At 38.5% G+C, this 22,357-nt stretch carries 20 protein-coding genes and 2 tRNA genes; 13 read left to right on the plus strand and 9 right to left on the minus strand.

Annotated elements, in window-relative coordinates; genetic code table 11:
* The first annotated feature begins 24 nt into the window (after positions 1 to 24).
* A tRNA-Val gene (locus ICJ55_RS08335) sits at positions 25 to 101 on the plus strand.
* Positions 102 to 157: 56 nt separating this feature from the next.
* Here ICJ55_RS08335 and ICJ55_RS08340 read toward each other — a convergent pair.
* The 4 genes from ICJ55_RS08340 to ICJ55_RS08355 all read right to left on the minus strand — a co-directional run bounded on the left by ICJ55_RS08340 (position 158) and on the right by ICJ55_RS08355 (position 3,504).
* Positions 158 to 763, minus strand: a complete 606-nt coding sequence (locus ICJ55_RS08340) for a DedA family protein (protein ID WP_188156385.1) — start codon at positions 761 to 763, stop codon at positions 158 to 160.
* A gap of 1 nt (position 764) precedes the next feature.
* The gene (purR, locus tag ICJ55_RS08345; protein ID WP_188156386.1) at positions 765 to 1,781 is read right to left on the minus strand and encodes an HTH-type transcriptional repressor PurR; all 1,017 of its coding nucleotides are present in this window, start codon (positions 1,779 to 1,781) and stop codon (positions 765 to 767) included.
* A gap of 208 nt (positions 1,782 to 1,989) precedes the next feature.
* Positions 1,990 to 2,718, minus strand: a complete 729-nt coding sequence (gene cmoA / locus ICJ55_RS08350; protein ID WP_188156387.1) for a carboxy-S-adenosyl-L-methionine synthase CmoA — start codon at positions 2,716 to 2,718, stop codon at positions 1,990 to 1,992.
* 3 nt (positions 2,719 to 2,721) lie between these two features.
* Positions 2,722 to 3,504, minus strand: coding sequence for an alpha/beta fold hydrolase (locus tag ICJ55_RS08355; protein WP_188156388.1), 783 nt, complete (start codon positions 3,502 to 3,504; stop codon positions 2,722 to 2,724).
* Between the two features lie 117 nt (positions 3,505 to 3,621).
* On the opposite strand from ICJ55_RS08355, the gene seqA reads away from it, so the two are divergent.
* From seqA to ICJ55_RS08395, 8 genes are all read left to right on the plus strand, one after another.
* Positions 3,622 to 4,191, plus strand: coding sequence for a replication initiation negative regulator SeqA (gene seqA / locus ICJ55_RS08360; RefSeq protein WP_188156389.1), 570 nt, complete (start codon positions 3,622 to 3,624; stop codon positions 4,189 to 4,191).
* A 9-nt stretch (positions 4,192 to 4,200) separates the two neighbouring features.
* Positions 4,201 to 5,616 (plus strand): o-succinylbenzoate--CoA ligase, encoded by a 1,416-nt coding sequence (gene menE / locus ICJ55_RS08365; RefSeq protein ID WP_425168897.1) that lies wholly within the window; start codon positions 4,201 to 4,203, stop codon positions 5,614 to 5,616.
* Positions 5,609 to 8,992 (plus strand): mechanosensitive channel MscK, encoded by a 3,384-nt coding sequence (gene mscK / locus ICJ55_RS08370; RefSeq protein ID WP_188156391.1) that lies wholly within the window; start codon positions 5,609 to 5,611, stop codon positions 8,990 to 8,992. The genes menE and mscK overlap by 8 nt, the downstream gene beginning before the upstream one ends.
* A gap of 2 nt (positions 8,993 to 8,994) precedes the next feature.
* Positions 8,995 to 10,077 (plus strand): chorismate synthase, encoded by a 1,083-nt coding sequence (aroC, locus tag ICJ55_RS08375; protein WP_188156392.1) that lies wholly within the window; start codon positions 8,995 to 8,997, stop codon positions 10,075 to 10,077.
* A 95-nt stretch (positions 10,078 to 10,172) separates the two neighbouring features.
* The gene (mepA, locus tag ICJ55_RS08380) at positions 10,173 to 11,000 is read left to right on the plus strand and encodes a penicillin-insensitive murein endopeptidase (RefSeq protein WP_188156393.1); all 828 of its coding nucleotides are present in this window, start codon (positions 10,173 to 10,175) and stop codon (positions 10,998 to 11,000) included.
* A gap of 73 nt (positions 11,001 to 11,073) precedes the next feature.
* A complete protein-coding gene (locus ICJ55_RS08385; RefSeq protein ID WP_188156394.1) occupies positions 11,074 to 12,993 on the plus strand; it encodes a DNA topoisomerase III in 1,920 nt (639 codons plus the stop codon).
* 107 nt (positions 12,994 to 13,100) lie between these two features.
* On the plus strand, positions 13,101 to 13,427 hold the full coding sequence (gene secG / locus ICJ55_RS08390; RefSeq protein WP_188156395.1) for a preprotein translocase subunit SecG: 327 nt from the start codon (positions 13,101 to 13,103) through the stop codon (positions 13,425 to 13,427).
* An 18-nt stretch (positions 13,428 to 13,445) separates the two neighbouring features.
* A tRNA-Leu gene (locus tag ICJ55_RS08395) sits at positions 13,446 to 13,531 on the plus strand.
* Between the two features lie 262 nt (positions 13,532 to 13,793).
* Here the strand turns inward: ICJ55_RS08395 and gap are convergent.
* Positions 13,794 to 14,798 carry a type I glyceraldehyde-3-phosphate dehydrogenase gene (gap, locus tag ICJ55_RS08400; protein ID WP_025235879.1) on the minus strand — a complete coding sequence of 335 codons (1,005 nt, stop codon included), beginning with the start codon at positions 14,796 to 14,798 and terminating at the stop codon, positions 13,794 to 13,796.
* Positions 14,799 to 15,016: 218 nt separating this feature from the next.
* On the opposite strand from gap, the gene msrB reads away from it, so the two are divergent.
* The 3 genes from msrB to cls all read left to right on the plus strand — a co-directional run bounded on the left by msrB (position 15,017) and on the right by cls (position 17,863).
* A complete protein-coding gene (gene msrB / locus ICJ55_RS08405) occupies positions 15,017 to 15,412 on the plus strand; it encodes a peptide-methionine (R)-S-oxide reductase MsrB (RefSeq protein ID WP_188156396.1) in 396 nt (131 codons plus the stop codon).
* A gap of 85 nt (positions 15,413 to 15,497) precedes the next feature.
* Positions 15,498 to 16,352: an endonuclease/exonuclease/phosphatase family protein gene (locus ICJ55_RS08410; protein WP_188156397.1), complete on the plus strand. Its 855-nt coding sequence runs from the start codon at positions 15,498 to 15,500 to the stop codon at positions 16,350 to 16,352.
* A 29-nt stretch (positions 16,353 to 16,381) separates the two neighbouring features.
* Positions 16,382 to 17,863, plus strand: a complete 1,482-nt coding sequence (cls, locus tag ICJ55_RS08415) for a cardiolipin synthase (RefSeq protein ID WP_188156398.1) — start codon at positions 16,382 to 16,384, stop codon at positions 17,861 to 17,863.
* A gap of 75 nt (positions 17,864 to 17,938) precedes the next feature.
* Here the strand turns inward: cls and leuB are convergent, their stop codons facing one another.
* Entirely contained in the window at positions 17,939 to 19,021 is a 1,083-nt protein-coding gene (gene leuB / locus ICJ55_RS08420; RefSeq protein WP_188156399.1) for a 3-isopropylmalate dehydrogenase, read from the minus strand.
* 119 nt (positions 19,022 to 19,140) lie between these two features.
* Between leuB and ICJ55_RS08425 the strand changes: the two genes are divergently transcribed.
* Positions 19,141 to 19,371, plus strand: coding sequence for a YceK/YidQ family lipoprotein (locus ICJ55_RS08425; RefSeq protein WP_188157716.1), 231 nt, complete (start codon positions 19,141 to 19,143; stop codon positions 19,369 to 19,371).
* 42 nt (positions 19,372 to 19,413) lie between these two features.
* Here ICJ55_RS08425 and ICJ55_RS08430 read toward each other — a convergent pair whose 3' ends face one another.
* The 3 genes from ICJ55_RS08430 to ICJ55_RS08440 are packed head-to-tail and all read right to left on the minus strand — an operon-like array spanning position 19,414 to position 22,356.
* Positions 19,414 to 20,460, minus strand: coding sequence for a peptide ABC transporter ATP-binding protein (locus ICJ55_RS08430; RefSeq protein WP_188156400.1), 1,047 nt, complete (start codon positions 20,458 to 20,460; stop codon positions 19,414 to 19,416).
* A gap of 50 nt (positions 20,461 to 20,510) precedes the next feature.
* The gene (locus ICJ55_RS08435) at positions 20,511 to 21,404 is read right to left on the minus strand and encodes an ABC transporter permease subunit (RefSeq protein WP_188156401.1); all 894 of its coding nucleotides are present in this window, start codon (positions 21,402 to 21,404) and stop codon (positions 20,511 to 20,513) included.
* Positions 21,391 to 22,356 (minus strand): ABC transporter permease, encoded by a 966-nt coding sequence (locus ICJ55_RS08440; protein WP_188156402.1) that lies wholly within the window; start codon positions 22,354 to 22,356, stop codon positions 21,391 to 21,393. Before ICJ55_RS08440 ends, ICJ55_RS08435 begins: the two co-directional genes overlap by 14 nt.
* Position 22,357 lies beyond the last annotated feature (1 nt).

Consider the following 22,357-nt stretch of genomic DNA (forward strand, 5'->3'; position numbering starts at 1 on the left):
TCCAATAGAATGCTTTCCGTTAACGCGACTATAGCTCAGTTGGTTAGAGCACCACCTTGACATGGTGGGGGTCACTGGTTCGAGTCCAGCTAGTCGCACCATATTCCAAAGCAAAAGGCTATCAAATTTGATAGCCTTTTGTCGTTTTAATCTGTGTTTATTTTGCTGATTTTGCCTTTTTCTTTCTATACCATTTCCAGCCCAAAAACAAAATAACAATGCCAAGAACCGCAAAAATAGCGTGTTGACCGTTGCTAACCTGCTCTTTTAACCAATCTAAGTTAGATGCACCATAATCACCTAAATAAACCCAAATTGGCACAGAAATAATTGCGGCAAAGAAATCAACGAGTAAGAACTTCACAAAGCTCACTTTTCGAGTAATACCAGATACTAGGTAAACTACAGCTCGCAGACCAGGCAAGAAACGTGCCATAAACAGTAATTTCAAACCTTGTGTTTCAAAACGCTCTTGCACCATAGCAAAACGCTCAGGCGTGGCAATCTTTCGAATAAATGGAAATTGTAGAATTTTTTCGCCATAGATTCTGCCTAACCAGTACATCGTGCTATCTCCAATCAGTACGCCAAGCATACTGACAACAAGCATCCAATGCACATTGGTATAACCCAGCCCTGAAATCACACCACCTGAAACTAAAGTTATATCTTCCGGGATAGGTAAACCAAATCCGCAAGCAAGTAAAACTAGAAATACCGCCCAATATCCATAGCTACTAAAAAATTCAATTAACGTTTCCATATTACTCCTTAATTGTTAAATTTCTAACTGATTTGCGTTTTACCAATTCCGGGAAGAACTCTAAAACTTTAGGCTCTTTTGCTTTTTCATTATTCTCAATTCGCTCTAATAATAATTCTAACGCTGCTGCCCCCAAACGTGATTTTGATTGATGTACTGTAGTGAGCGGTGGTGCATAAAAGCGTGAGCTATGCACATTATCATACCCGATCACAGAAATATCTTGCGGTACATTTAATCCTTTTTCGGTAATAGCTGAAATTGCCCCCAATGCCATCACATCGTTAAAGCAAAATACCGCTGTCGGTAATTCCTTATTTTTAAGGAGATTATTCATACACTCATAGCCACCTTCCGGCTCGAAGTCGCCTTCTTGAACCCATTCATCTCTCAGAGATAAACCCGCATCAGATAATGCCTTTTTTACCCCTTCGAAACGAGTTCGTGCAATTTCTTTACCCAAACTACCTGTGATAACTGCAATATCTTTATGTCCGCTTTCAATTAAATGTTGGGTAGCTAAATAACCGCCGTCACAACCGTGATCTAAAATCATATCAGCTCGAGAATCACTCATCCCCCAATCCATAATAACCATTGGTATATTAGTCGTTTCAAAAATATCGAAAGAATTATCGGTATATTCAGAACACATTACTAAAATTCCATCCACTCGTTTTTTAATAAGCATATCTAAATGATTTTCGATTTTTTCGAGTTTATTTTGGGTGTTACATAAAAATAGCGAATAACCTTTACTGTAGCAGAATTCCTCTACTGCCAACACAATTTCCGCAAAAAACGGTGATTCACTGGTTGTGATGATCATACCGATCGATTTAGTAGTATTAATTTTTAAACTACGAGCCACCGCACTAGGAGAATAATTTAATGTTTTAATTGCCTCCCAAACAGCTTTAGTGGTGTCCTCTGCCACAAAACGAGTTTTATTAATAACGTGTGAAACCGTTGTGGTTGAAACCCCTGCCTGTTTGGCGACATCTTTTATAGTTGCCATTCTCTTTTCCTCAAATTAAGTAAGGGTACATTATAACCGATTCTACCTAACTTTTGTTATAAAGAAAAAAATGAAGTACAAGCGGTTGTTATTTATCAAAAATTTGCAAAAAATAATTAAAAATTATTCAATAATCCTTGCAAGGATTGTTCACAGCTGCCGTTAGCAAAGCCTATGTTCAAAAAGCGATGCTTTTTGAGCCCACTTGTTAAGATTTAACTGCAATCATTGAACCAAAGTTAAAACATTGAAACCAAAGTTCTACTTGTTCAAAACCAGCTTCTTTTAAACGTTTTTTGTGGGTTTCAATACTGTCTGTCCGCATCACATTTTCCAACGCATTACGCTTTTGGCTTACTTCTAATTCACTGTAGCCGTTCGCTCGTTTGAAAGTATGATGAAGATCGATCAATAATTCATTCATCTCTTCGCTTTCAAAAGTAAATTTTTCGGATAACACCAAAATGCCCTTGGAATTTAATCCTTGATAGATTTTTTGTAATAACGTGAGACGATCTTCTCTCGGCAGAAATTGTAGCGTGAAGTTTAACACTACCATTGAGGCATTCTTGATTTCAACTTGGCGAATATCATCAAGTAAAATCTCAACAGGAATATCAGACTGGTAAGCATTTAAATGCGTTTTGCAACGTTCAACCATCGGTTGTGAGTTATCCACCCCGATAATTTTTACATCTTGTGCTTTTATATTTCGGCGGATAGATAAAATCCCAGCCCCTCTTGAGCAGCCTAAATCATAAACCGTTGAATTATCTGTTACAAAGCGTTCCGCCAACATACCAATTGCAGTAATAATATTGGAATAACCCGGCACAGAACGTTGGATCATATCGGGGAAAACTTCCGCAACCGATTCATCAAAGGTAAAATCACCCAATTTTTCAATAGGTGCGGAAAATAACGTATCTTTTTGCATTTTCTATTTCTCTAAAAATTTGTTAATAGCTCGCACAACGGCTTCCGGCTTTTCAGCATGAACCCAGTGATCGGAATTTGCGACAATAAAGGATTTTGCTTGAGGAAATTGTTTTAATATTGTTTCCGTATGCTCTGCCTGAATATAATCCGACAACGCTCCTTTAATAAAAAGCGTTGGTTTATCAACTTTAACATCACGCCAATCCATCAAATTCTGATAGTTCTGTGCTAATGCGGTTAAATTAAATCGGAATGATTGTTCGCTTTGTGCATCAAAAGATTTCAGCATAAATTGCTGAATACCTTCATCTGGAATATGTTCTGCCATTATCACTTTTGCTTGTTGACGAGTTTGAGGCTTCGCTGCTTTTACGGCAAATAAACCTTCAATAATTTGTTTATGGCGATTTTGTGTATAGGCTACCGGGGCTATATCAATCACAATTAATTTATCTACTAATTTCGGGGCTAAGTCAGCTAATGCCATCGCACTTTTACCCCCCATTGAATGTCCAACAACAATTGCATTTTGAATATTTTGTTCAATGAATAACTCTTCTAAATCTTGAGCAATTAGCGAATAATTCATTTCTAGGGAATGAAAAGATCCCCCGTGATTTCTAAGATCCACCCTTAACACAGCGTAATTTTCTGCAAACGATTTGGCAATAACACCTAAGTTATTCATATCGCCAAATAACCCGTGTAAAAACACCATTGTTTGGGCGTTTGGTTTATTTGCAGACGGTTGATAAAGAAAATTTAAACCTGATTTTTTTGTCATATCATTATCTTTTTTAGCATAAATTTTCAAACAAGATCCTCTATAAAAACGCAAAGAAATACGTATAATAGCACACATAACTAACGCTATTTATGTTTAAAGATAATGAGGATCCCGATGAAAAGAATCGAAATTGATGATGAATTATATCAATATATTGCCAGTCGTACACAATCTATTGGTGAAACGGCATCAGATATCTTGCGTCGATTGCTAAGATTACCTCAATCGCCGCAACCTTTTGTGTTAGTACAAGAACATATGATTAACGAACTAAAAGAGCTGGTTAAAACACCATCTCGTGCAACAAGCAAAAAAGACGATTCAAATGCGGAGAAAACCGTAGCTAAATTAGAAGACATTTTAGACTCAGAACATTTTATGAACGAAAATAAAAATGTTGTGCGTTTTATGATGTTATTAGCGGCATTGTATCGCTCTAACCCCGCAGCTTTTGCTAAAGCAACCGAAAATGTGCGTGGCAACGAACGTATTTATTTCTCTCAAAGCGAAGAAGAAATTCTAGCAACAGGCAGTGGCGTGAAAGCAAAACAGATTCCTGATTCCCCATTTTGGGTGATTACAAATAATAATACAGCTCGTAAAGGGCTTATTCTAAAAGGCGTGATGGAATCGATGCAAGTGCCTGTTAAACTGATTGAGCGTATTCAAGCACTTTTCAAATAACAAGTAATGGTGCTTCATTCTCCCCTATTTCCTACTCAATTTTGGGCTGAAAATACAGCCCAAAATATTGCCATTATTCGGGAAAAAGAAAAAAACGATTATTTCCCTCATCTTCCTGCTCAACTTAATTGGGCAGAATTTCAATATTTACTGCAACAAGTTTGCTCTATCTTAAAAGCTCAAAACGTTAAAGATGAATGTTTAGTAGCTTATTGTGGTGTTAATCGTTTTTGCGGATTACTTGCTTATTGTGCCACGCTCTCGCTAGGAGCAAAAATCTTAATGCTCAACCCGGCACAAACTCAAGCACAACAACAAACTATATTAGAAGAAACAAGCGTTGATGTTTTTATTACCGATGACACTTTTGCAAATTTTTCGGCAGAAACAACCGCTTGTAACCCTTTACCTAAGCTTGATTTTGAACAACCTGCCACGCTCACCTTAACCTCCGGCTCAACCGGTATGCCTAAAGCAGTGGTGCATTCAATTTCTGCCCATTTATATAGTGCTGAAGGCGTGTGTGAATTAATGAAATTTGAACAAACCCATTCTTGGCTATTGAGCTTGCCATTATTCCACGTTTCAGGGCAAGGCATTATATGGCGTTGGTTACTTAAAGGGGCAGTGCTATATGTGAATGAAAGTAAAGAAGCCTTTTTTACTTTGCTCAAACAAGTCAGCCACGCCTCGCTCGTACCAACTCAATTACAACGTTATCTAGCTCAATTAGACTATCCGGTAAGTCAAAAATGTTTATTGGGCGGTACGGCTATTCCATCGGAACTAGTAGCTCAAGCCCAACAACAAGGCATTACTACCTTCTCTGGTTACGGTATGACAGAAATGGCATCAACTATTTGTGCCGTAGAAAATAAGTTGGATAATGTCGGCTTTCCATTAAGCCACCGAGAAGTCAAACTGGAAAACGATGAAGTTTGGATAAAAGGTAAACCACTTGCATTAGGTTATTGGCAAAAAAATGGCAAAATTCGACCGCTTGTCAATGAACAGGGCTGGTTTGCTACTAAAGACAGGGGCGAGTGGAACAGTAAAAAACAACTTGTAATAAAAGGGCGATTAGATAATATGTTTATTTCAGGCGGAGAGAACATTCAACCCGAAGAGATCGAACAGATAATTTTTCGATCTAACCTTGTAGAACAAGTGTTTGTTTTACCTATTGGCGACAAGGAATTTGGGCAACGCCCGATTGCAATTGTGCAATTTAGACAACCTAATTTAGAGCAGGAAGTTAATAAATTAAAAATTTGGTTGTCTGATAAGTTAGAAAAATTTAAACAACCTGTTGCTTATTACTTGCTGGATATTGAACAATACCAAACGCAAGGAGCAATCAAAATTTCACGCACACAATTACAACAAGATATACAGAATAAAAAAATAAAGGAAATCTATGTTTAAACCAATATTAAAAAATCTTTTACTCAGTTTAGGGCTGATATTTACTACAACTAACTATGCTTTAGCTGAAATTCCACTTCAAAAAGCAATCCAAAGCCAGCTTGATAGTGCTAAAAAATTAGATCAAGCTGATGCAAACAATAAAGCCTTAGTTCAAACGCTTGAAGATACTCTATTACTCCTCTCTCAAATTGAGAAGCAAAAAGCAGATAACGAAGCGTTGAATAAATCTATTCAAGGTTCTCAGAAAGCATTAACCACTAGTCAAAACAATCTGGAAAAATTAAAAGCAATTGTTGTACCTACTGTGGATACTTTAACGCAAAAATCAACGACCGATTTGCAAAAAGAACTCACCGCAGCACAGGCTAAACTTGAAACGGTACAGCACGATTTAAGCCTAATCAATAATAATTTAGTCGCTCAAAATACTGCACCTGACAAAGCTCAAACTGTATTAACTGAAATGGTAAAACGTAAGCAGGAAATTAACACCCAGCTTTCTGCAACCAATATTCAAAGTGAACTTAAAGCCAAGTTAGAAACAGAGCTAGAACTCATTGAATTAAAAAATACTTATAACCAAACTCTGCTGAATGGGAGTGAAAATTTAGCAGCGGTTTACTCTTCTCAACTGGAGGAAAAAAGACAAGAACAGCAAAATCTACAAGCTGAAATTGCTAATTTACAAACTGCAATCAATAATCAGATTGTAGAAGAATCACAAAATAAATTAGAGCAGGCACAAGCGGTTCAAAATCAGCAAAATAATGCAACAGCAAATCCTATTATTTTGCGTGAATTGGATGTGAACACAAAAGTTACGCAAGAGTTACTAAAACAAACAAAAGATATGACGCAATTATCACAAGATAATTTGCGTATTAAAAGCGTGCTTGATAACTTACAACAAACCCAACGTAATATTGAAGAGCAAATTAGCTCATTACAAGGTACGTTGGTACTTTCTCGCATCATCAACAAACAAAAACAATCATTACCGCAAGATGAAATGATTTCAGGCATTTCTAAACAAATTACTGATCTGCGTGTACGTGTTTTTGATATGACGGAGTTTCGTGATTCTTTCTCAGACATCAATGCCTATATTAGTAAATTGGAACAAGAGGGAAAAGCCACCTTTACAACTCAAGAGAAGCAACAACTAACCACTATTTTGCAAGAGCGTTTAACAACTTTATCTGAAATGATTAAGTCGTTAAACAATCAGCTTAATTTATTAATTAATATTGAATTGAACCAACAACAGGTTCAAACCATTAGTGATACGTTACAGCAAAAACTGCAACAACAAAGCTTCTGGGTAAAAAGTAATAGCCCAATGGACTTAGAATGGTTCAGCAAGTTTATTGATGTCTCTCACTATCAAATTCTTGATATTGGTAAAAAACTCAATTTTTCAAATTGGCGTGATAACATTGTACCCGCAGGTATTTTAGTTACTATTTTATTATTACTTGCAGCTTTTATTAATCGTCAAAAAGACAAAATTAAGCAAAAACTACACCATATTAATAATCGCTTAAAAATTGTGGCAACTGATAGCCAATGGAATACACCACTTGCTATTTTTTGGACTGTGGTGCTGTGCTTACCAAGTACCTTTATTTTCTTAGCCGGGTTTATCGCCGTTACTTATATTTCATTAGAAAATCCACAAGAAGTTTGGGCTTGGGGATTAAAAATGGCTACTTATTGGCTTTACTTTGCTTTCTTAGTGGCGATGTTACGTCCTCACGGCATTGGGCATATCCATTTTAATATGCCACAAAAAAGTAATGAAATTTTCCGAAACATTTTAAGACGCTCTGTTTGGCTAATTGCATTATTGCTTAATACCTCTATTTTCACAAAATTAGAAACCGGTATTTCTTACGATGTGCTTGGGCAAACAATGACAATCCTCGTCTTAATTTTAATGATCTGGATGATTGCTCCAGCCTTCAGGCAAGCTATTTCTACTTATGAAAATGTAACACATCAAGAAACCCAAGAATCAAAAAGTATTCTTCTAACGATTGTTAAATTAGTCTTGCTCATTGCTCCGGTTGTTCTGATTATTCTCATTGTGCTAGGCTATTACTATACGGCATTAGTGATTATTGAACATTTAATTGCCTCCTATTTTGCAATTATTACTTGGATTATTGTCCGCAATGTTCTCTACCGTGCATTTTCTATTTCCGCACGTCGTCTTGCTTACAGACGTCTACAAGAAAAAAGAGAAGCGGCTGAAGCTAAAGCTCGTGCCAAGGCGGAACAAAATAATGAAAACCCGGATGGTGTTGAAATTCCGTTTGAGTTAAAAGAGGATTCCATTGCCGTAAGCGAAGTCAAAAACCAAATGTTGAAATTAACCGATTTTGTACTTTGGATTGGCTTATTTGTACTACTTTACTGGGTATGGTCTGATTTAATTACTGTTGCTCTCTACTTAGATGGCGTAACTTTGTGGCAGCAAAGTGTAACGACAGAAGCAGGCATTGTGATGGAATCTATCACACTGCTGAATTTGCTTACTGCTCTTCTAATTATTGTGGTGATGGTGGTATTAATCCGAAACTTAAGCGGTTTACTCGAAGCCCTTATTTTCTCGCACTTTAAGTTATCGCAAGGTACACCATATACAATCACAACACTCTTAACCTATTTAATTATTGCGTTAGGAGCAATATTTGCCTTCGGTACATTAGGCGTATCTTGGAGTAAGCTCCAATGGTTACTAACCGCACTTTCTGTTGGTTTAGGTTTTGGTATGCAAGAGATCTTTGCAAACTTTGTCTCAGGCATTATTATCTTATTTGAACGCCCAATGCGTATTGGTGATACCATTACAATCGGCACATATAGCGGTACAGTCTCAAAAATTCGTATTCGTGCAACAACCCTAGTTGATTTTGATGGTAAAGAAGTTATCGTACCAAATAAAGCATTTGTAACCGAAAGATTGGTAAACTGGGCATTAAGCAGCACGGCAACCCGTATTATTGTGCAAGTTGGTGTTGCTTACGGTTCTGACGTAGAGTTAGTTAAACGCTTATTACTACAAGTAGCGGAAGAAAATCCGAAAGTACTTAAAGATCCACAACCAAGAGCTTACTTCCTCACATTTGGTGCAAGCACATTGGATCACGAATTAAGAGCTTATGTGAACGATTTATCTGATCGTAACCCAACTATTGATGCTCTCAATACACGTATCCATCAGCTATTTAATGAGCATAATATTGATATTGCGTTTAACCAATTAGACGTTTATATCAAAAACAATGATACACAAGATGAAATTAAAGTAGGTTCAAAACGCTTTGATTTTGAACTTTCCAATAACACAACAACAAAAGAAAAGGACTAAAAATGGCAGGCAATAGCATCGGACAATTATTTAAAGTAACCACCTTTGGCGAATCACATGGTATTGCATTAGGTTGCATCGTTGATGGCGTGCCACCGAATATGGAATTAAGCGAAGCCGATTTACAGCCTGATTTAGACCGCCGCAAGCCCGGTACATCACGCTACACTACCCCTCGCCGTGAAGATGATGAAGTACAAATTCTCTCCGGCGTATTTGAAGGTAAAACAACCGGCACGAGCATTGGCTTAATCATTAAAAACGGCGATCAACGCTCGCAAGATTATGGCGATATTGCCGAAAAATTCAGACCGGGGCACGCTGATTATACTTACCAACAAAAGTATGGCATTCGTGATTATCGTGGTGGTGGTCGTTCATCTGCTCGTGAAACGGCAATGCGTGTAGCAGCAGGTGCTATTGCTAAAAAATATTTGCGTGAGCAATTTGGCATTGAAGTGCGTGGCTATTTATCGCAAATCGGCAATGTAAAAATTGACCCGAAAACGGTTGAAAATATTGAACAGATTGATTGGCAAGCTATCAATAGTAATCCGTTCTTCTGCCCTGATCCCGTTGCAATTGAAGGCTTTGATGCTTTAATTCGTGAATTGAAAAAAGAGGGAGATTCCATAGGTGCAAAACTAACTGTAATTGCAGAAAATGTACCTGTTGGATTAGGTGAGCCTGTTTTTGACCGCTTAGATGCTGATCTCGCTCACGCCTTAATGTCTATCAACGCCGTGAAAGCAGTCGAAATTGGCGATGGTTTTGCAGTAGTTGAACAACGTGGCAGCGAGCACCGTGATGAAATGACGCCGGAAGGCTTTTTATCTAACCACGCAGGTGGTATTCTAGGCGGAATCAGCTCTGGTCAGCCGATTATTGCAAACATTGCACTCAAACCCACATCAAGCATTACTATTCCGGGCAAAAGTGTAAACAAAAACAACGAGCCTGTTGAAGTGGTTACTAAAGGCAGACACGACCCTTGTGTCGGTATCCGTGCTGTGCCAATTGCAGAGGCGATGATGGCTATCGTCTTGTTAGATCACTTACTCAGATTTAAGGCTCAATGCCGTTAAACGAAAACTAACAAATCAAGCGGTTGATTTTGTGTTCTTTTTTGCAAAAAAATTAAAGAATTTAACCGCTTGAATTACTTATACTCGGAAAAATAATGCATTTAGTTAGAACGCTCTTTATATCAGGCTTGGCAATTCTCGCAACCACTGCCAATGCAACTCAATGGGAAAAAATTAAAACTCCGGTGCAAGGTAAAGCTCAATCGATTGGTGGATATAGCAATGGTTGCATTATTGGAGCACAGCCATTAGCTTTAAAAGGCGAGGGCTATCAAGTAATCCGTTCAGCAAGAAACCGCTACTACGGACATCCACAACTGCTCGATTATCTCACCAACTTAGGTAAAAAAACGAAAGCTGCCGGTGTCCCGACAATCTTAATCGGCGATATGGGAATGCCTGCAGGCGGTCGTTTTTCATCAGGGCACGCTTCTCACCAAACAGGGCTTGATGCAGATATCTGGCTGAGATTTGGACCAATGGACGATGCCACAGCACGAAATCCGGCTGGGCTTGCTACCATTATGGTTAATCACAATACACAGCGAGTTGATGACAATTTATGGAATCAGCACCATACTCATTTAATTAAATTAGCCGCCTCAGACAATCGAGTAGATCGCATTTTCGTAAACCCTGCAATTAAAGTGAAACTTTGTCAAACAGCAGGAAGTGATCGTGGTTGGTTACGTAAAATCCGCCCTTGGTATGGACACGACTCACATTTCCATATTCGCTTAACTTGCCCGGCTGATGCGGCAAGTTGTGAGAATCAAGCTCCCGTTCCGGCGGGTGATGGTTGTGGCGAAGAACTTTACTCTTGGTTTGAGCCTAAGCCAGACACAGGCACACCAACTACAAAAGTATTACCCACACCACCTGTTCAGTGTCAGATGCTTTTATCTGAACAAGGTTTGAATTAATTGCAAAACAACATCTCTTTTTAACCGCTTGTAAGCACCACAAGCGGTTAAATTTCTTGAAAGTTTTACTATTATGCGTTTATTTGTAGCCGAAAAACCCAGTCTTGCCAGAGCCATTGCCGATGTATTGCCAAAACCACATACAAAAGGCGACGGCTTCATTCAATGCGGAGAACACGATACCGTAACTTGGTGTATTGGTCATTTATTAGAACAAGCCGAACCTGATGCCTATGACGAACGTTTTAAAATGTGGCGAATGGAACATCTCCCTATTGTGCCTGAACAATGGAAACTTATTCCAAAAAAAGAGACTTTAAAACAATTCAAAGTGGTCGAAAGGCTCATAAAAAAAGCCGATATTTTAGTGAATGCCGGCGACCCGGATCGTGAAGGGCAACTTTTGGTAGATGAAGTTTTTGGTTATCTCAATTTACCACCTGAACGTAAAAGCCAAATTCAACGTTGTTTAGTCAGCGACCTCAATCCAACTGCGGTAAGCCGTGCGATTGAAAAATTGCAAAAAAATAGTGATTTTATACCGCTTGCAACCTCTGCTCTTGCTCGTGCCAGAGCGGATTGGCTTTACGGCATTAATATGACAAGAGCTTATACACTACAAGGACGTTGGGCTGGCTACAATGGCGTATTATCTGTTGGTCGAGTACAAACACCTGTATTGGGGTTGATCGTCCGCCGTGATCTGGAGATCGAAAACTTTATTCCGAAAGATTATTTTGAAGTGTTCGCTCATATCCTTGTACCTGAAACCCAAGAAAAATTCAAGGCTCAATGGCAACCGAGTAAAGCCTGTGAAGATTATCAAGATGAAGATGGTCGAGTGTTATCTCGTCCACTTGCAGAGAATGTGTTAAAACGCATTGCTAATCAACCGGCGAATGTTACCGACTATCAAGACAAAATTGAAAAAGAAACAGCTCCACTTCCCTACTCGCTTTCTGTTTTACAGATGGAAGCTGCCGGGAAATATGGGCTTTCTGCTCAAGCTGTACTTGATATTTGTCAGAAACTCTATGAAACACATAAGCTGATTACTTACCCTCGTTCTGATAATCGCTATTTGCCCACAGAACATTTTAACGATAGATTTAAAGTAATGGCTGCTATCGCTCATCATTTGCCTGAATATCAAGAAAAGCCTGAAGTGGTTGATCCTAATCGCCGTAATCGTTGCTGGAATGATAAAGAGGTAGAAGCTCACCACGCAATAATCCCAACTGCTAGGCAAGGTACTGTACATTTAACAGAAAATGAAAAGCGGATTTATCAGCTTATTGCTCGTCAGTATTTAATGCAATTTTGCCCTGATGCCGAATATCGTAAAAGCAAAATTGATCTTGAAATTGCGGGGGGAAAGTTTACTGCACAGGCTCGGAATTTATCGGTTGCTGGCTGGAAAGCCTTACTAGGTAAAGAAGATAATTTTGATGATGCTGAACCATTATTGCCTATTGTAAAAAAAGGACAGCTTTTACACTGTGAAAATGGCGAAATTGTGAGTAAAAAAACACAACCACCTCGCCATTTTACTGATCGCAGCCTACTTTCTGCGATGACTGGTATTGCCCGATTTGTACAAGATAAAGAATTGAAAAAAATCTTACGAGAAACTGATGGTTTAGGCACAGAAGCTACTCGAGCGGGCATCATCGAATTACTGTTTAAGCGTGGCTTCTTAATCCGCAAAGGTAAAAATATTCACAGCACAGAAGCAGGAAGAACACTCATTCACTCCTTACCTGATTCTGCAACACAGCCTGATATGACCGCACATTGGGAAATGCAGCTAAATCAAATCAGCAAAAAAGAAACCAGCTATCAGCAATTTATGTTTGAACTGAGTAGCCAACTGCCGCATCTGTTGCAAAGCCCTAATCGGCAGATTTTGCAAAATTTAGCGAAAATTTCACCGCTTGCAAACAAGCCGAAAGCTCGTTATTCAAAAAAGACAACGCAAACTGCTGAAAATTAAATCAAGCGTTTAAAAATCAGCGTTTGCCTCTTGTCAAAAAGGGATAAATTCTATATTATTCACGCCATTGCAAATTTCGCATAAAGAATTATATAGAGAACAAATTAATGTTAATCAATGTTTTAACAATTGCTTATCTTGTTGTGGCAGTATTGCTTATCGCATTCGTATTAATGCAACAAGGTAAAGGGGCTGATGCTGGTGCATCTTTCGGTGCAGGTGCTTCAGCAACTGTGTTTGGCTCAGCAGGTTCAGCGAACTTCTTATCAAGAACAACTGCACTATTAGCAACAATCTTCTTCGCAATTAGCTTAGTAATCGGTAACTTAAGTTCACATACTAAAGCACCAACAAGCCAATTTGAAGATTTAAGCCAAGTTGAACAAAAGCAAGTAGAGCCTGTTAAGACAGAAAATAGCGATATCCCTCAATAATCGCATAAAAGAATAAAAGCTCTGGTGGTGGAATTGGTAGACACGCTATCTTGAGGGGGTAGTGTCCATAGGATGTGCGAGTTCGAGTCTCGCTCAGAGCACCAAAATTAAAGACTGCATTAATTGCAGTCTTTTTTATTTTTATAATTAATATAAAGGAAAAGTCTTGTAGGCTAAAATAACAAATCGATCTTTTATATTACTCGACACCTACTCTACCCTCTGGATAACCATAGCTATATTTAACTTAGTTAGAAGTTGCAGAAAATTCATCAAATATAACCGCTTGTATTTTAATTACAGCTAATAAAAAAAACCAAACTCTTTTCAGAATTTGGTCCTTAAATTTAGCTATAGCTTATGTAATTAGCCTTTGTAGTTATATACGTGAGCAACTAAGTCTAATACTTTGTTTGAGTAGCCAACTTCGTTATCGTACCAAGATACTAATTTAACGAAAGTATCTGTTAATGCGATACCTGCTGCTGCATCAAATACAGAAGTTTCAGTTGCACCGTTGAAGTCTGTTGAAACTACTGCATCTTCTGTGTAACCTAATACGCCTTTCATCTCGTTTTCTGAAGCACGTTTGATTTCCGCACAGATTTCAGCATAAGTTGCCGGTTTTTCTAAATTTACAGTTAAATCAACTACAGAAACGTTAGTTGTAGGAACACGGAAAGCCATACCGGTTAATTTGCCGTTTAATGCAGGTAATACTTTACCTACTGCTTTCGCTGCACCTGTTGATGAAGGAATGATGTTTTGTGAAGCACCACGACCACCACGCCAGTCTTTAGCTGATGGACCATCTACAGTTTTTTGTGTCGCAGTTGTTGCGTGAACTGTAGTCATTAAACCTTCTTTGATACCGAATTTATTGTGAATTACTTTCGCTAATGGTGCTAAGCAGTTTGTAGTACAAGAAGCGTTAGAAACGATATCTTGACCTGCATACGCATCAAAGTTTACACCGTTTACGAACATAGGAGTTGCATCTTTAGATGGACCTGTTAAAACAACTTTTTTCGCACCAGCAGTGATGTGTTTACGAGCAGTTTCATCATCTAAGAATAAACCTGTTGCTTCAACTGCGATATCAACACCGATCTCGTCCCATTTTAAGTTAGCAGGATCACGCTCAGCAGTTACACGGATTGCTTTACCGTTTACTACCAATTGACCATCTTTAACTTCTACAGTACCGTCAAAACGACCGTGAGTTGAATCGTATTTCAGCATATAAGCCATATAATCAACATCGATTAAGTCATTAATACCTACTACTTCGATGTCATCACGATGTTGTGCTGCACGGAAAACGATACGACCGATACGACCAAAGCCGTTAATACCAATTTTAATTGCCATAGATTTTTCTACCTATATTAAAGTTAAACAAAATTTGTTCTTTATGTACTACTAAAGATGTATAGATTATAACACATCTTTTCCACTTCCTGACAAGCTCAAAGAACGCTGACAATATAACAGATAAATTTTTTGTGATCTATGTCAAATTTTGAAATTTATAACGATTTATAATGAAAAAGAAGTTACAATATTTTTGATGATTTCAGGAGAAAATAATGATTAAAGATATTAAAGACTTAACCGAACAGCAAATTGATATTTTAATAAATCACGGTACAGAACGTCCTTTTACAGGCAAATTTTTGAATGAAAACCGTGTCGGCATTTACCGTTGTGCAAGATGTCATCAAGATCTCTTCCATTCTGATACTAAATTTGATGCAGGTTGCGGCTGGCCAAGTTTTTATCAAGCAATTTCAGAAACATCATTACGCTATCTAGCTGATTACAGCTTCGGAATGCAACGAACCGAAATCCGTTGCGGAAATTGTGATTCACATATGGGACACGTTTTTAATGATGGTCCACCACCTACAGGGTTACGTTTTTGCCTAAATTCTGTCGCATTAAATTTTAAATGGGCTGAAACCGGAGAAGAAATTGACGGCTAACCTCGAGATACAAGCGGTTAAATTTGGATAGCAATTTGCAAAAAATTATCTAAATTTAACCGCTTGTTTAACCGGCGATAAAAATATGAAAAAACGCTTACTGCTATTATTTTTTGTTTTATTCGGGAGTGCTTTATTTTTGAATTACAGAAGTCTAACCGTTTACACCCCTCCCAAAGTTGTCTTTCAAGATTCTCATAAAAGTATCTTTAAAGAAATGGAGTTTTCTTCTTATTGGCAATGCTATCAAAACAGTGGAGTTATACCTTCCCCGAATAAACGTTTTCAGTTACTCAATTGGAATATTCATAAAGGAAAAGATCCTAACTGGCAAGAAGATCTAAAAAAATTCACCGAGACAACGGATTTTGTGCTATTACAAGAGGCAACTTCAGGGCAACAGATTTCAGACTTACTTCCACAATTTGAGAGTTCTTTGCACATTTTTGCATTCCAGTATCAAGAGCAAAAATCAGGTATCCTCCATTTAAGCCCTTTAAATACCGATCGCTATTGCTTGAATGGTTCTCAAGAGCCCTTGCTTAGATTACCTAAATTGATGTCTGCAATGTATTTTCCGTTTGAGAATGGGAAATCCTTACTTATGATTAATGTACATTTGATTAATTTTGATTGGACGAACCATAGCTATCAGAAACAATTAGATGGCTTGAAAGAACTTATCCAACAACATCAAGGTGCTGTTATTTTAGCGGGCGATTTCAATACTTGGAGTGGAAAACGTAAAAAGAAGCTATTTGAGCTAACTAATGAACTACAACTAACTGAAGTGCAAATTACACCCGATAGTCGAACTACTGTATTTGGCTATCCGCTAGATTATATTTTTACTCGAGATATTATTGTGCATTCTGCAACAAGCTATGCAGTGAAAAGCTCTGACCACAATCCACTTGTGCTTGATTTTTCACTAAAATAGCATTAAACCATTTTGATAAGGACTATCTTATGCCGTTTTCTTTTACTTGGAGTGGCGTTTTACTCCTGATTAACTTTCTGATTGTGCTAGTGTTTGCCACCAGAGTGTTATATACCCAGCGTAATATCGGTGCAGCGATTGCGTGGATCATCATTCTCTTCGTTTTACCCATAGGAGGAATTGTTCTTTACCTGTTGATCGGCGAACCTCGTGTCAGCAAACGCCGCCTTGCTCGAACCCAAAAAATGATCAAGTTCTATGATGAATTTGCAGAAGAATATTTACCTAGTGAACATTTCAACCCTGATGATCAAATTCCTTCAGCCTTTCGTGGTATTGAACGAATGGCAGAGAAAACCACTCGTTTGGGTGCAAGTGCGAATAATAGTATGAAGTTACTCAGTACCACCGATGATATTTTGCATTCTATGATTGAGGATATTGAGCAAGCACAATACAGCTGCCTACTCGCCTTTTATATTGTAGAACCTGAGGGCAAAATTAATAAGCTACTAGAGGCAATCAAAGCGGCGGCAGAACGTGGTGTGCATTGTGTGATTTTAGCTGATGATGTAGGAAGTGGTCCTTTCTTCAAAAGTGAATGGCGAATAAAACTAGAGCAAGCCGGTGTGTTTATTCAAACTTCTCTGCCTGTTGGTATTATGCAAACTATTTATGGGCGTAACGACTTACGTAACCATCGTAAAATTTTAGTTATTGACTACCAAATTGGTTACACAGGCAGTTTTAACTTAATCGACCCTGTATTATTTAGAAAAGAGATTGGTATTGGCAGATGGTTTGATGTGATGATGCGTTGTACCGGTCCTGTTGTGCTTGAAATGGCAGCAGTTCTCTACGCCGATATTGCCGTAGAAGATGATGAAAACCTGCAAAAAGTAAAAGATTTCTTAAATCAACAGGCAAAGAAACACAATGGCTTAACACCACCTACCGCCGGTAACGTTATTGCACAAGTTATACCGTCAGCACCTGAACAAGAAGAAAGTATTATTTATGAAACCATCTTATGTGCAATTCACCTTGCAACCAAACGCATAGTAATTACTACCCCTTATTTTGTGCCAAATGAACCTTTACTGCTAGCTCTAACAACGGCTGCACGTAGAGGAATTGATGTTACTCTAATTTTGCCAAGAAAAAATGATTCTAAAATGGTGCATTATGCTTCAAGAGCTTACTTCCCGATGTTACTTAAAAACAATGTCAAAATCGCTCGTTTTGATGAAGGTATGCTTCATACTAAAACACTAGTGATTGATGATGAGTTCAGCCTGTTTGGTACAGTGAATATGGATATGCGAAGTTTCTTCTTGAATTTAGAAATCAGCCTTGCGATTTATGATAAAGAAATGACTAAAGAGATTGCTCAACTTCAGCAAAAATACTTAGCACAAAGTGAATTGATTACGCCAAAAGGCTGGCGTTATCGCATCAAATTGTGGGGGTTAGTGGAAAACATTGTCAGATTGATGAGCCCACTACTCTAAATACAAGCGGTCAAAATCAGGAAATTTTTTGCAAAATTTTACCTGATTTTGACCGCTTGTTATTTGATTGTCAGATTACGCTAAAATATTTTTTGCAATAATATCACCCATTTCTGAAGTTGAAAGTGGTTTGCTCTCATCGGCTAAATCAGCAGTACGGTAGCCATCTGCTAATGCTTTTTGAATTGCGGCTTCAATTGCATCTGCAGCTTCTCCCAGGTTGAAGCTATAACGTAACATCATTGCGGCTGATAGAATTTGTGCAATCGGGTTAGCGATGTTTTTACCAGAGATATCCGGGGCTGAACCGCCTGCCGGTTCATATAAACCAAAACCCTGTTCGTTCAAACTTGCAGAAGGTAACATTCCCATTGAGCCGGTGATCATTGCCGCTTCATCTGAAATAATATCGCCAAAGATGTTTGAACATAACAGAATATCGAACGATTCAGGGGCTTTAATAAGTTGCATTGTCGCATTGTCAATATACATATGCTCAAGCGTAACTTCCGGGTACTCTTTCGCAATTTCCGTTACAGTTTCACGCCATAAAATAGAGCTCTGTAATACGTTCGCTTTATCCACAGAAGTAACGTGTTTTTTGCGTTTCATTGCAGATTCAAAGGCAACACGGGCGATACGCTCAATTTCATATTTGTAATAGACTTCGGTATCAAACGCACGGGTTTGTGAACCTTCGCCATCTCTGCCTTTTGGCTGACCGAAGTAAATTCCACCCGTTAATTCACGAACGACGACCATATCAAAACCTTTTGCGGCAATATCTGCACGCAATGGGCAAAACTTCTCTAAACCTTTATAAAGTGCTGCCGGTCGTAAGTTACAAAATAACGAAAAATGTTTACGCAGTGGCAATAATGAACCACGCTCTGGCTGTTCATCGGGCGGTAGATGCGTCCATTTGGGTCCGCCTACTGAACCAAACAAAATCGCATCAGCTTCTTCACAACCTTTTAACGTATTTTCCGGAAGAGCTTTACCTTGTGCATCAATTGCTGCTCCGCCAATGTTGTATTCATTGAAATTTAATTTAAACCCGAATTTTTGCTGGGTTGCTTCAAGCACTTTGATGGCTTGAGCCATCACTTCAGGTCCGATACCATCACCGGCTAACACCGCAATATTATAAGTTTGCATATAGTTCCTCTTAAAATTATTAGTATAAAATTCCGTTACATTCTGCCTGAAAACAATCTTTTTTTAAATGCAATTTTAGTGAAATAGCGTAAAATAACCACCTATTTGGAGATTTTTTGATGAAATTAACCGCTTGTAAAACACTGTCACTGCTCTATTTGGTGATTCATTTAAGTGCCTGTGGCACAATGATTAGCTTAGTCGAACAAGACTATAGCGTGTATGCAGGCGTAACCAGAGATTTCCAAGCAATGCAACAAGGTGGCATTTTAGCCGTGCTGGCGGTGATTGATTTACCGTTGAGCTTTGTATTGGATACGTTAATGTTGCCCGTAACCCTCAGTCAATAACAAGCGGTCATATTTCAAGTTATTTTTGCAAATCGCTTGTTTTTACTCCTTCTCACTCAATTCTGCCACCACAAATGGCGTATTTTCGACTTTATTCTTCAACAAATTCTGTTCTCTAAAGTTAATCGGGAAATGGCAGGCAAATTCGTGTTGTTTCACTTTCACTAACGGTGGTTTGTTTATACACTTTTTCTGAGCAAAAGGACAACGTGGTCCTAAACGGCAGCCAATCGGCATTTCGTTTAACATTGGAACAGAGCCCCGTAGCGTATTTAAACTGCTTTTAAACGCCAGAGGTTGAGAAAAATCGGGCGAGCTGTTGAGCAACACTCTGGTGTAGGGGTGGTAAGAAGATTCTAAAATGCTCTCTTTATCCGCAATTTCTACCGTTTGCCCACAGTAAAGCACATTATAAGAATCCACCCAGTTTTGGATACTTTTCATATCATTACTCACCAGCAAAATCGATGTCCCAAGATTTTGGTTCATACTGGAAAGTAGGCGATAAATTTGCAGTTGCGTGGTGGATTCCATAATGTTAGTTGGCTCATCAGCCACTAATAAACGTGGTTGATTAGCCACCGCCATCGCTATCATCACTTTCTGTGCTTCACCTTCGGTAATATCAACAGGGTAACTGTTCATAATATCTTGATGATCCCGAATCCCTACACGATGCAGTAGCTCAATTGCTTTTTTCTTTTTCCAGCCGAACCTCTGCCACCACTCACCTTTAAAATTAATCGCCTGCATTAGTTGTTTGCCGATACGTTGGCTCGGGTCAAGGCTGGCTAACGGATCTTGGAATACCATTGAGATATGATCGCCCACCAGTTTTCGGCGTTCATTCGGGGTTAGTTTAAGCAATTCAATGTCATCAAAGCGAAAACGGTCTGCGGTAACAATCCATTCATCTTTTACAATGCCACAAATCACTTTTGCAATCAGACTTTTTCCTGAGCCTGACTCTCCAACCAATCCGCAAATTTCGCCTTCATCAACAGTTAGGTTAATGTTATCCACCATTTTCACCCGCCCTTTTGGCGTGTTGATTTCAATGCTTAAATGGCGAATATCCAGTAATGCCATAATGTTCCTTAATGTGTAAAAGTTTTCTTAAAAATGCCCGCTTGTATCAGTTACGCATTGCGGTATTTTTCAAAAACGTCGGTTAATCGAGAGCCAAGCATCGTGATGGTAAAAATGCTGAATATGATAGCCAAGCCGGGCAGAATAACCGTCCAAGGGGCGATGTAAATAAGTTCGATTGATTCTCGGATCATCGCTCCCCATTCCGGCGTTGGATTTTGTGCCCCTAACATAATAAAACTCAATGCACTAATATCTAGCACTGCAATCACAAAAATATGTGAAAGTTCTTTAATTGCCACACCTGTTAAATTAGGAATAATCACTTCTTTGATTAAATACCAGCGGGTTGCCCCATCTAACCTAAGAGTAACAATGTACTCTTTTTTCAATTGTTTTTCGGTAGCTTGATAAATTTTATGGATAAAATGCGGCAACATTGCCAAGAAAATAGCTAACATCGCATTCATCAAACTGGCATCCATTAGTGTTGCGATAATAATCGCAATCAGCAAAATCGGCATAAATAAAAAAGTATCAAACAAATGGCTGATAAACCAAACCGATTTTCCTTTTTTCAAGCCTGCAAAAATGCCGATAACACCGCCGATGAGAGCAATCAACACAGTAATAATCAAGGCTGAACCAACGGTATAATAAAATCCGTACATAATTCGGCTGAGAATATCCCGTCCTAAATCATCTGTGCCGAGAAAGTAACGAATTTGCCCATTATCGTCCCAAGACGGAGGCATTAGTTCTAAGCCAACAAACTGTTCATTGTAGTTATACGGGGCGAGTAAACTGCCGAGAAAAACTAAGGTAAGGAGCAATAAAAACAGATAAAAACTCCCGAGAGCGATTTTATCTTGTCGAAAATATCGCCAAAATTTTTTAAGCGTTTCAGTTTCTCTAAACTGTTCGGGTTCTTTAATAAGAGCCATACCAATCCTTTTTCTCTGAAGGGTCTAACACTACCCGAATAAAGCCTGTAAACATATCCACAAACAAGACAAAAACGCCAATCGCTACAACGCCTGCTGAAATCGCATTGTAATCTTGAATAGCAAGTGCATTAATCAACCAACGCCCAATGCCACTCCAGCTGAAAATATTTTCAATCAACATACCGAAAGCAAAAATCAGAATAAAGGTTCGGGCAATCATCGGTACAAGTGAAGGCAAGGTGTTACGAATAATATGCGTTGTCCAAATTCTAAACTGTGTCCAGCCTCTTGTTTTCGCAATTTTGATGTAATTTTGCTTCATTACATAAGCAGCTCTCGCTTGAGTAACGTGCATAATTTCAAGCGTTGCAGGAATCGCTAACACTAAGGTTGGTAAAGCTAAATGGTGCAACGCACTTTGTAACATTTTTAATTTATACGGACTGTCTGACAACCAAATATCCAATAACAAAAAACCTGTTACACTCTGTTTAGGATAAAGTGGATGTATCTCTCCAATCGCAGAAATCGCCCATTGATTGAGTGAAGCATAATACATTAACACTAATGCCAGCCAAAATACCGGCACGGCTAAACTGAGTGAGCCTAAAATATTTAGCATTTTCCCAATCATATTTTTCTGCTGAGTAGCCGCAAAAAAGCCGAGTGGCACACCTACAATAAGCGAGAGTATTAACGCCGATGAGCAAAGTGTAATAGTCGCTGGGAATACTTGTAAAATCTGCTCGGTTAATGGCTGCCCGTTGCTAAAACTAATGCCGAAATCACCTTTTAATAAGGATTTCAGATAGTTAAAATATGCCCCGAACCAATTTACATCAGTAAGATGATTTAGCGGATCCCGTAACAAAATATGAAAGCTGATAATAGATAGACAAATCAGCGTAATCAAAGTAAGAAATACTTTTCGGATAAAAGCTGTTAGCATA

Source organism: Mannheimia bovis, assembly GCF_014541205.1.
Classification (GTDB): Bacteria; Pseudomonadota; Gammaproteobacteria; order Enterobacterales; family Pasteurellaceae; genus Mannheimia; species Mannheimia bovis.

Bases quoted from the DNA above. Each gene is read 5' to 3' on its own strand.
- ICJ55_RS08340 (WP_188156385.1), bottom strand. From the start codon at position 763: ATGGAAACGTTAATTGAATTTTTTAGTAGCTATGGATATTGGGCGGTA.
- purR (WP_188156386.1), bottom strand. From the start codon at position 1,781: ATGGCAACTATAAAAGATGTCGCCAAACAGGCAGGGGTTTCAACCACA.
- cmoA (WP_188156387.1), bottom strand. From the start codon at position 2,718: ATGCAAAAAGATACGTTATTTTCCGCACCTATTGAAAAATTGGGTGAT.
- ICJ55_RS08355 (WP_188156388.1), bottom strand. From the start codon at position 3,504: ATGACAAAAAAATCAGGTTTAAATTTTCTTTATCAACCGTCTGCAAAT.
- seqA (WP_188156389.1), top strand. From the start codon at position 3,622: ATGAAAAGAATCGAAATTGATGATGAATTATATCAATATATTGCCAGT.
- mscK (WP_188156391.1), top strand. From the start codon at position 5,609: ATGTTTAAACCAATATTAAAAAATCTTTTACTCAGTTTAGGGCTGATA.
- aroC (WP_188156392.1), top strand. From the start codon at position 8,995: ATGGCAGGCAATAGCATCGGACAATTATTTAAAGTAACCACCTTTGGC.
- mepA (WP_188156393.1), top strand. From the start codon at position 10,173: ATGCATTTAGTTAGAACGCTCTTTATATCAGGCTTGGCAATTCTCGCA.
- ICJ55_RS08385 (WP_188156394.1), top strand. From the start codon at position 11,074: ATGCGTTTATTTGTAGCCGAAAAACCCAGTCTTGCCAGAGCCATTGCC.
- secG (WP_188156395.1), top strand. From the start codon at position 13,101: ATGTTAATCAATGTTTTAACAATTGCTTATCTTGTTGTGGCAGTATTG.
- gap (WP_025235879.1), bottom strand. From the start codon at position 14,798: ATGGCAATTAAAATTGGTATTAACGGCTTTGGTCGTATCGGTCGTATC.
- msrB (WP_188156396.1), top strand. From the start codon at position 15,017: ATGATTAAAGATATTAAAGACTTAACCGAACAGCAAATTGATATTTTA.
- ICJ55_RS08410 (WP_188156397.1), top strand. From the start codon at position 15,498: ATGAAAAAACGCTTACTGCTATTATTTTTTGTTTTATTCGGGAGTGCT.
- cls (WP_188156398.1), top strand. From the start codon at position 16,382: ATGCCGTTTTCTTTTACTTGGAGTGGCGTTTTACTCCTGATTAACTTT.
- leuB (WP_188156399.1), bottom strand. From the start codon at position 19,021: ATGCAAACTTATAATATTGCGGTGTTAGCCGGTGATGGTATCGGACCT.
- ICJ55_RS08425 (WP_188157716.1), top strand. From the start codon at position 19,141: ATGAAATTAACCGCTTGTAAAACACTGTCACTGCTCTATTTGGTGATT.
- ICJ55_RS08430 (WP_188156400.1), bottom strand. From the start codon at position 20,460: ATGGCATTACTGGATATTCGCCATTTAAGCATTGAAATCAACACGCCA.
- ICJ55_RS08435 (WP_188156401.1), bottom strand. From the start codon at position 21,404: ATGGCTCTTATTAAAGAACCCGAACAGTTTAGAGAAACTGAAACGCTT.
- ICJ55_RS08440 (WP_188156402.1), bottom strand. From the start codon at position 22,356: ATGCTAACAGCTTTTATCCGAAAAGTATTTCTTACTTTGATTACGCTG.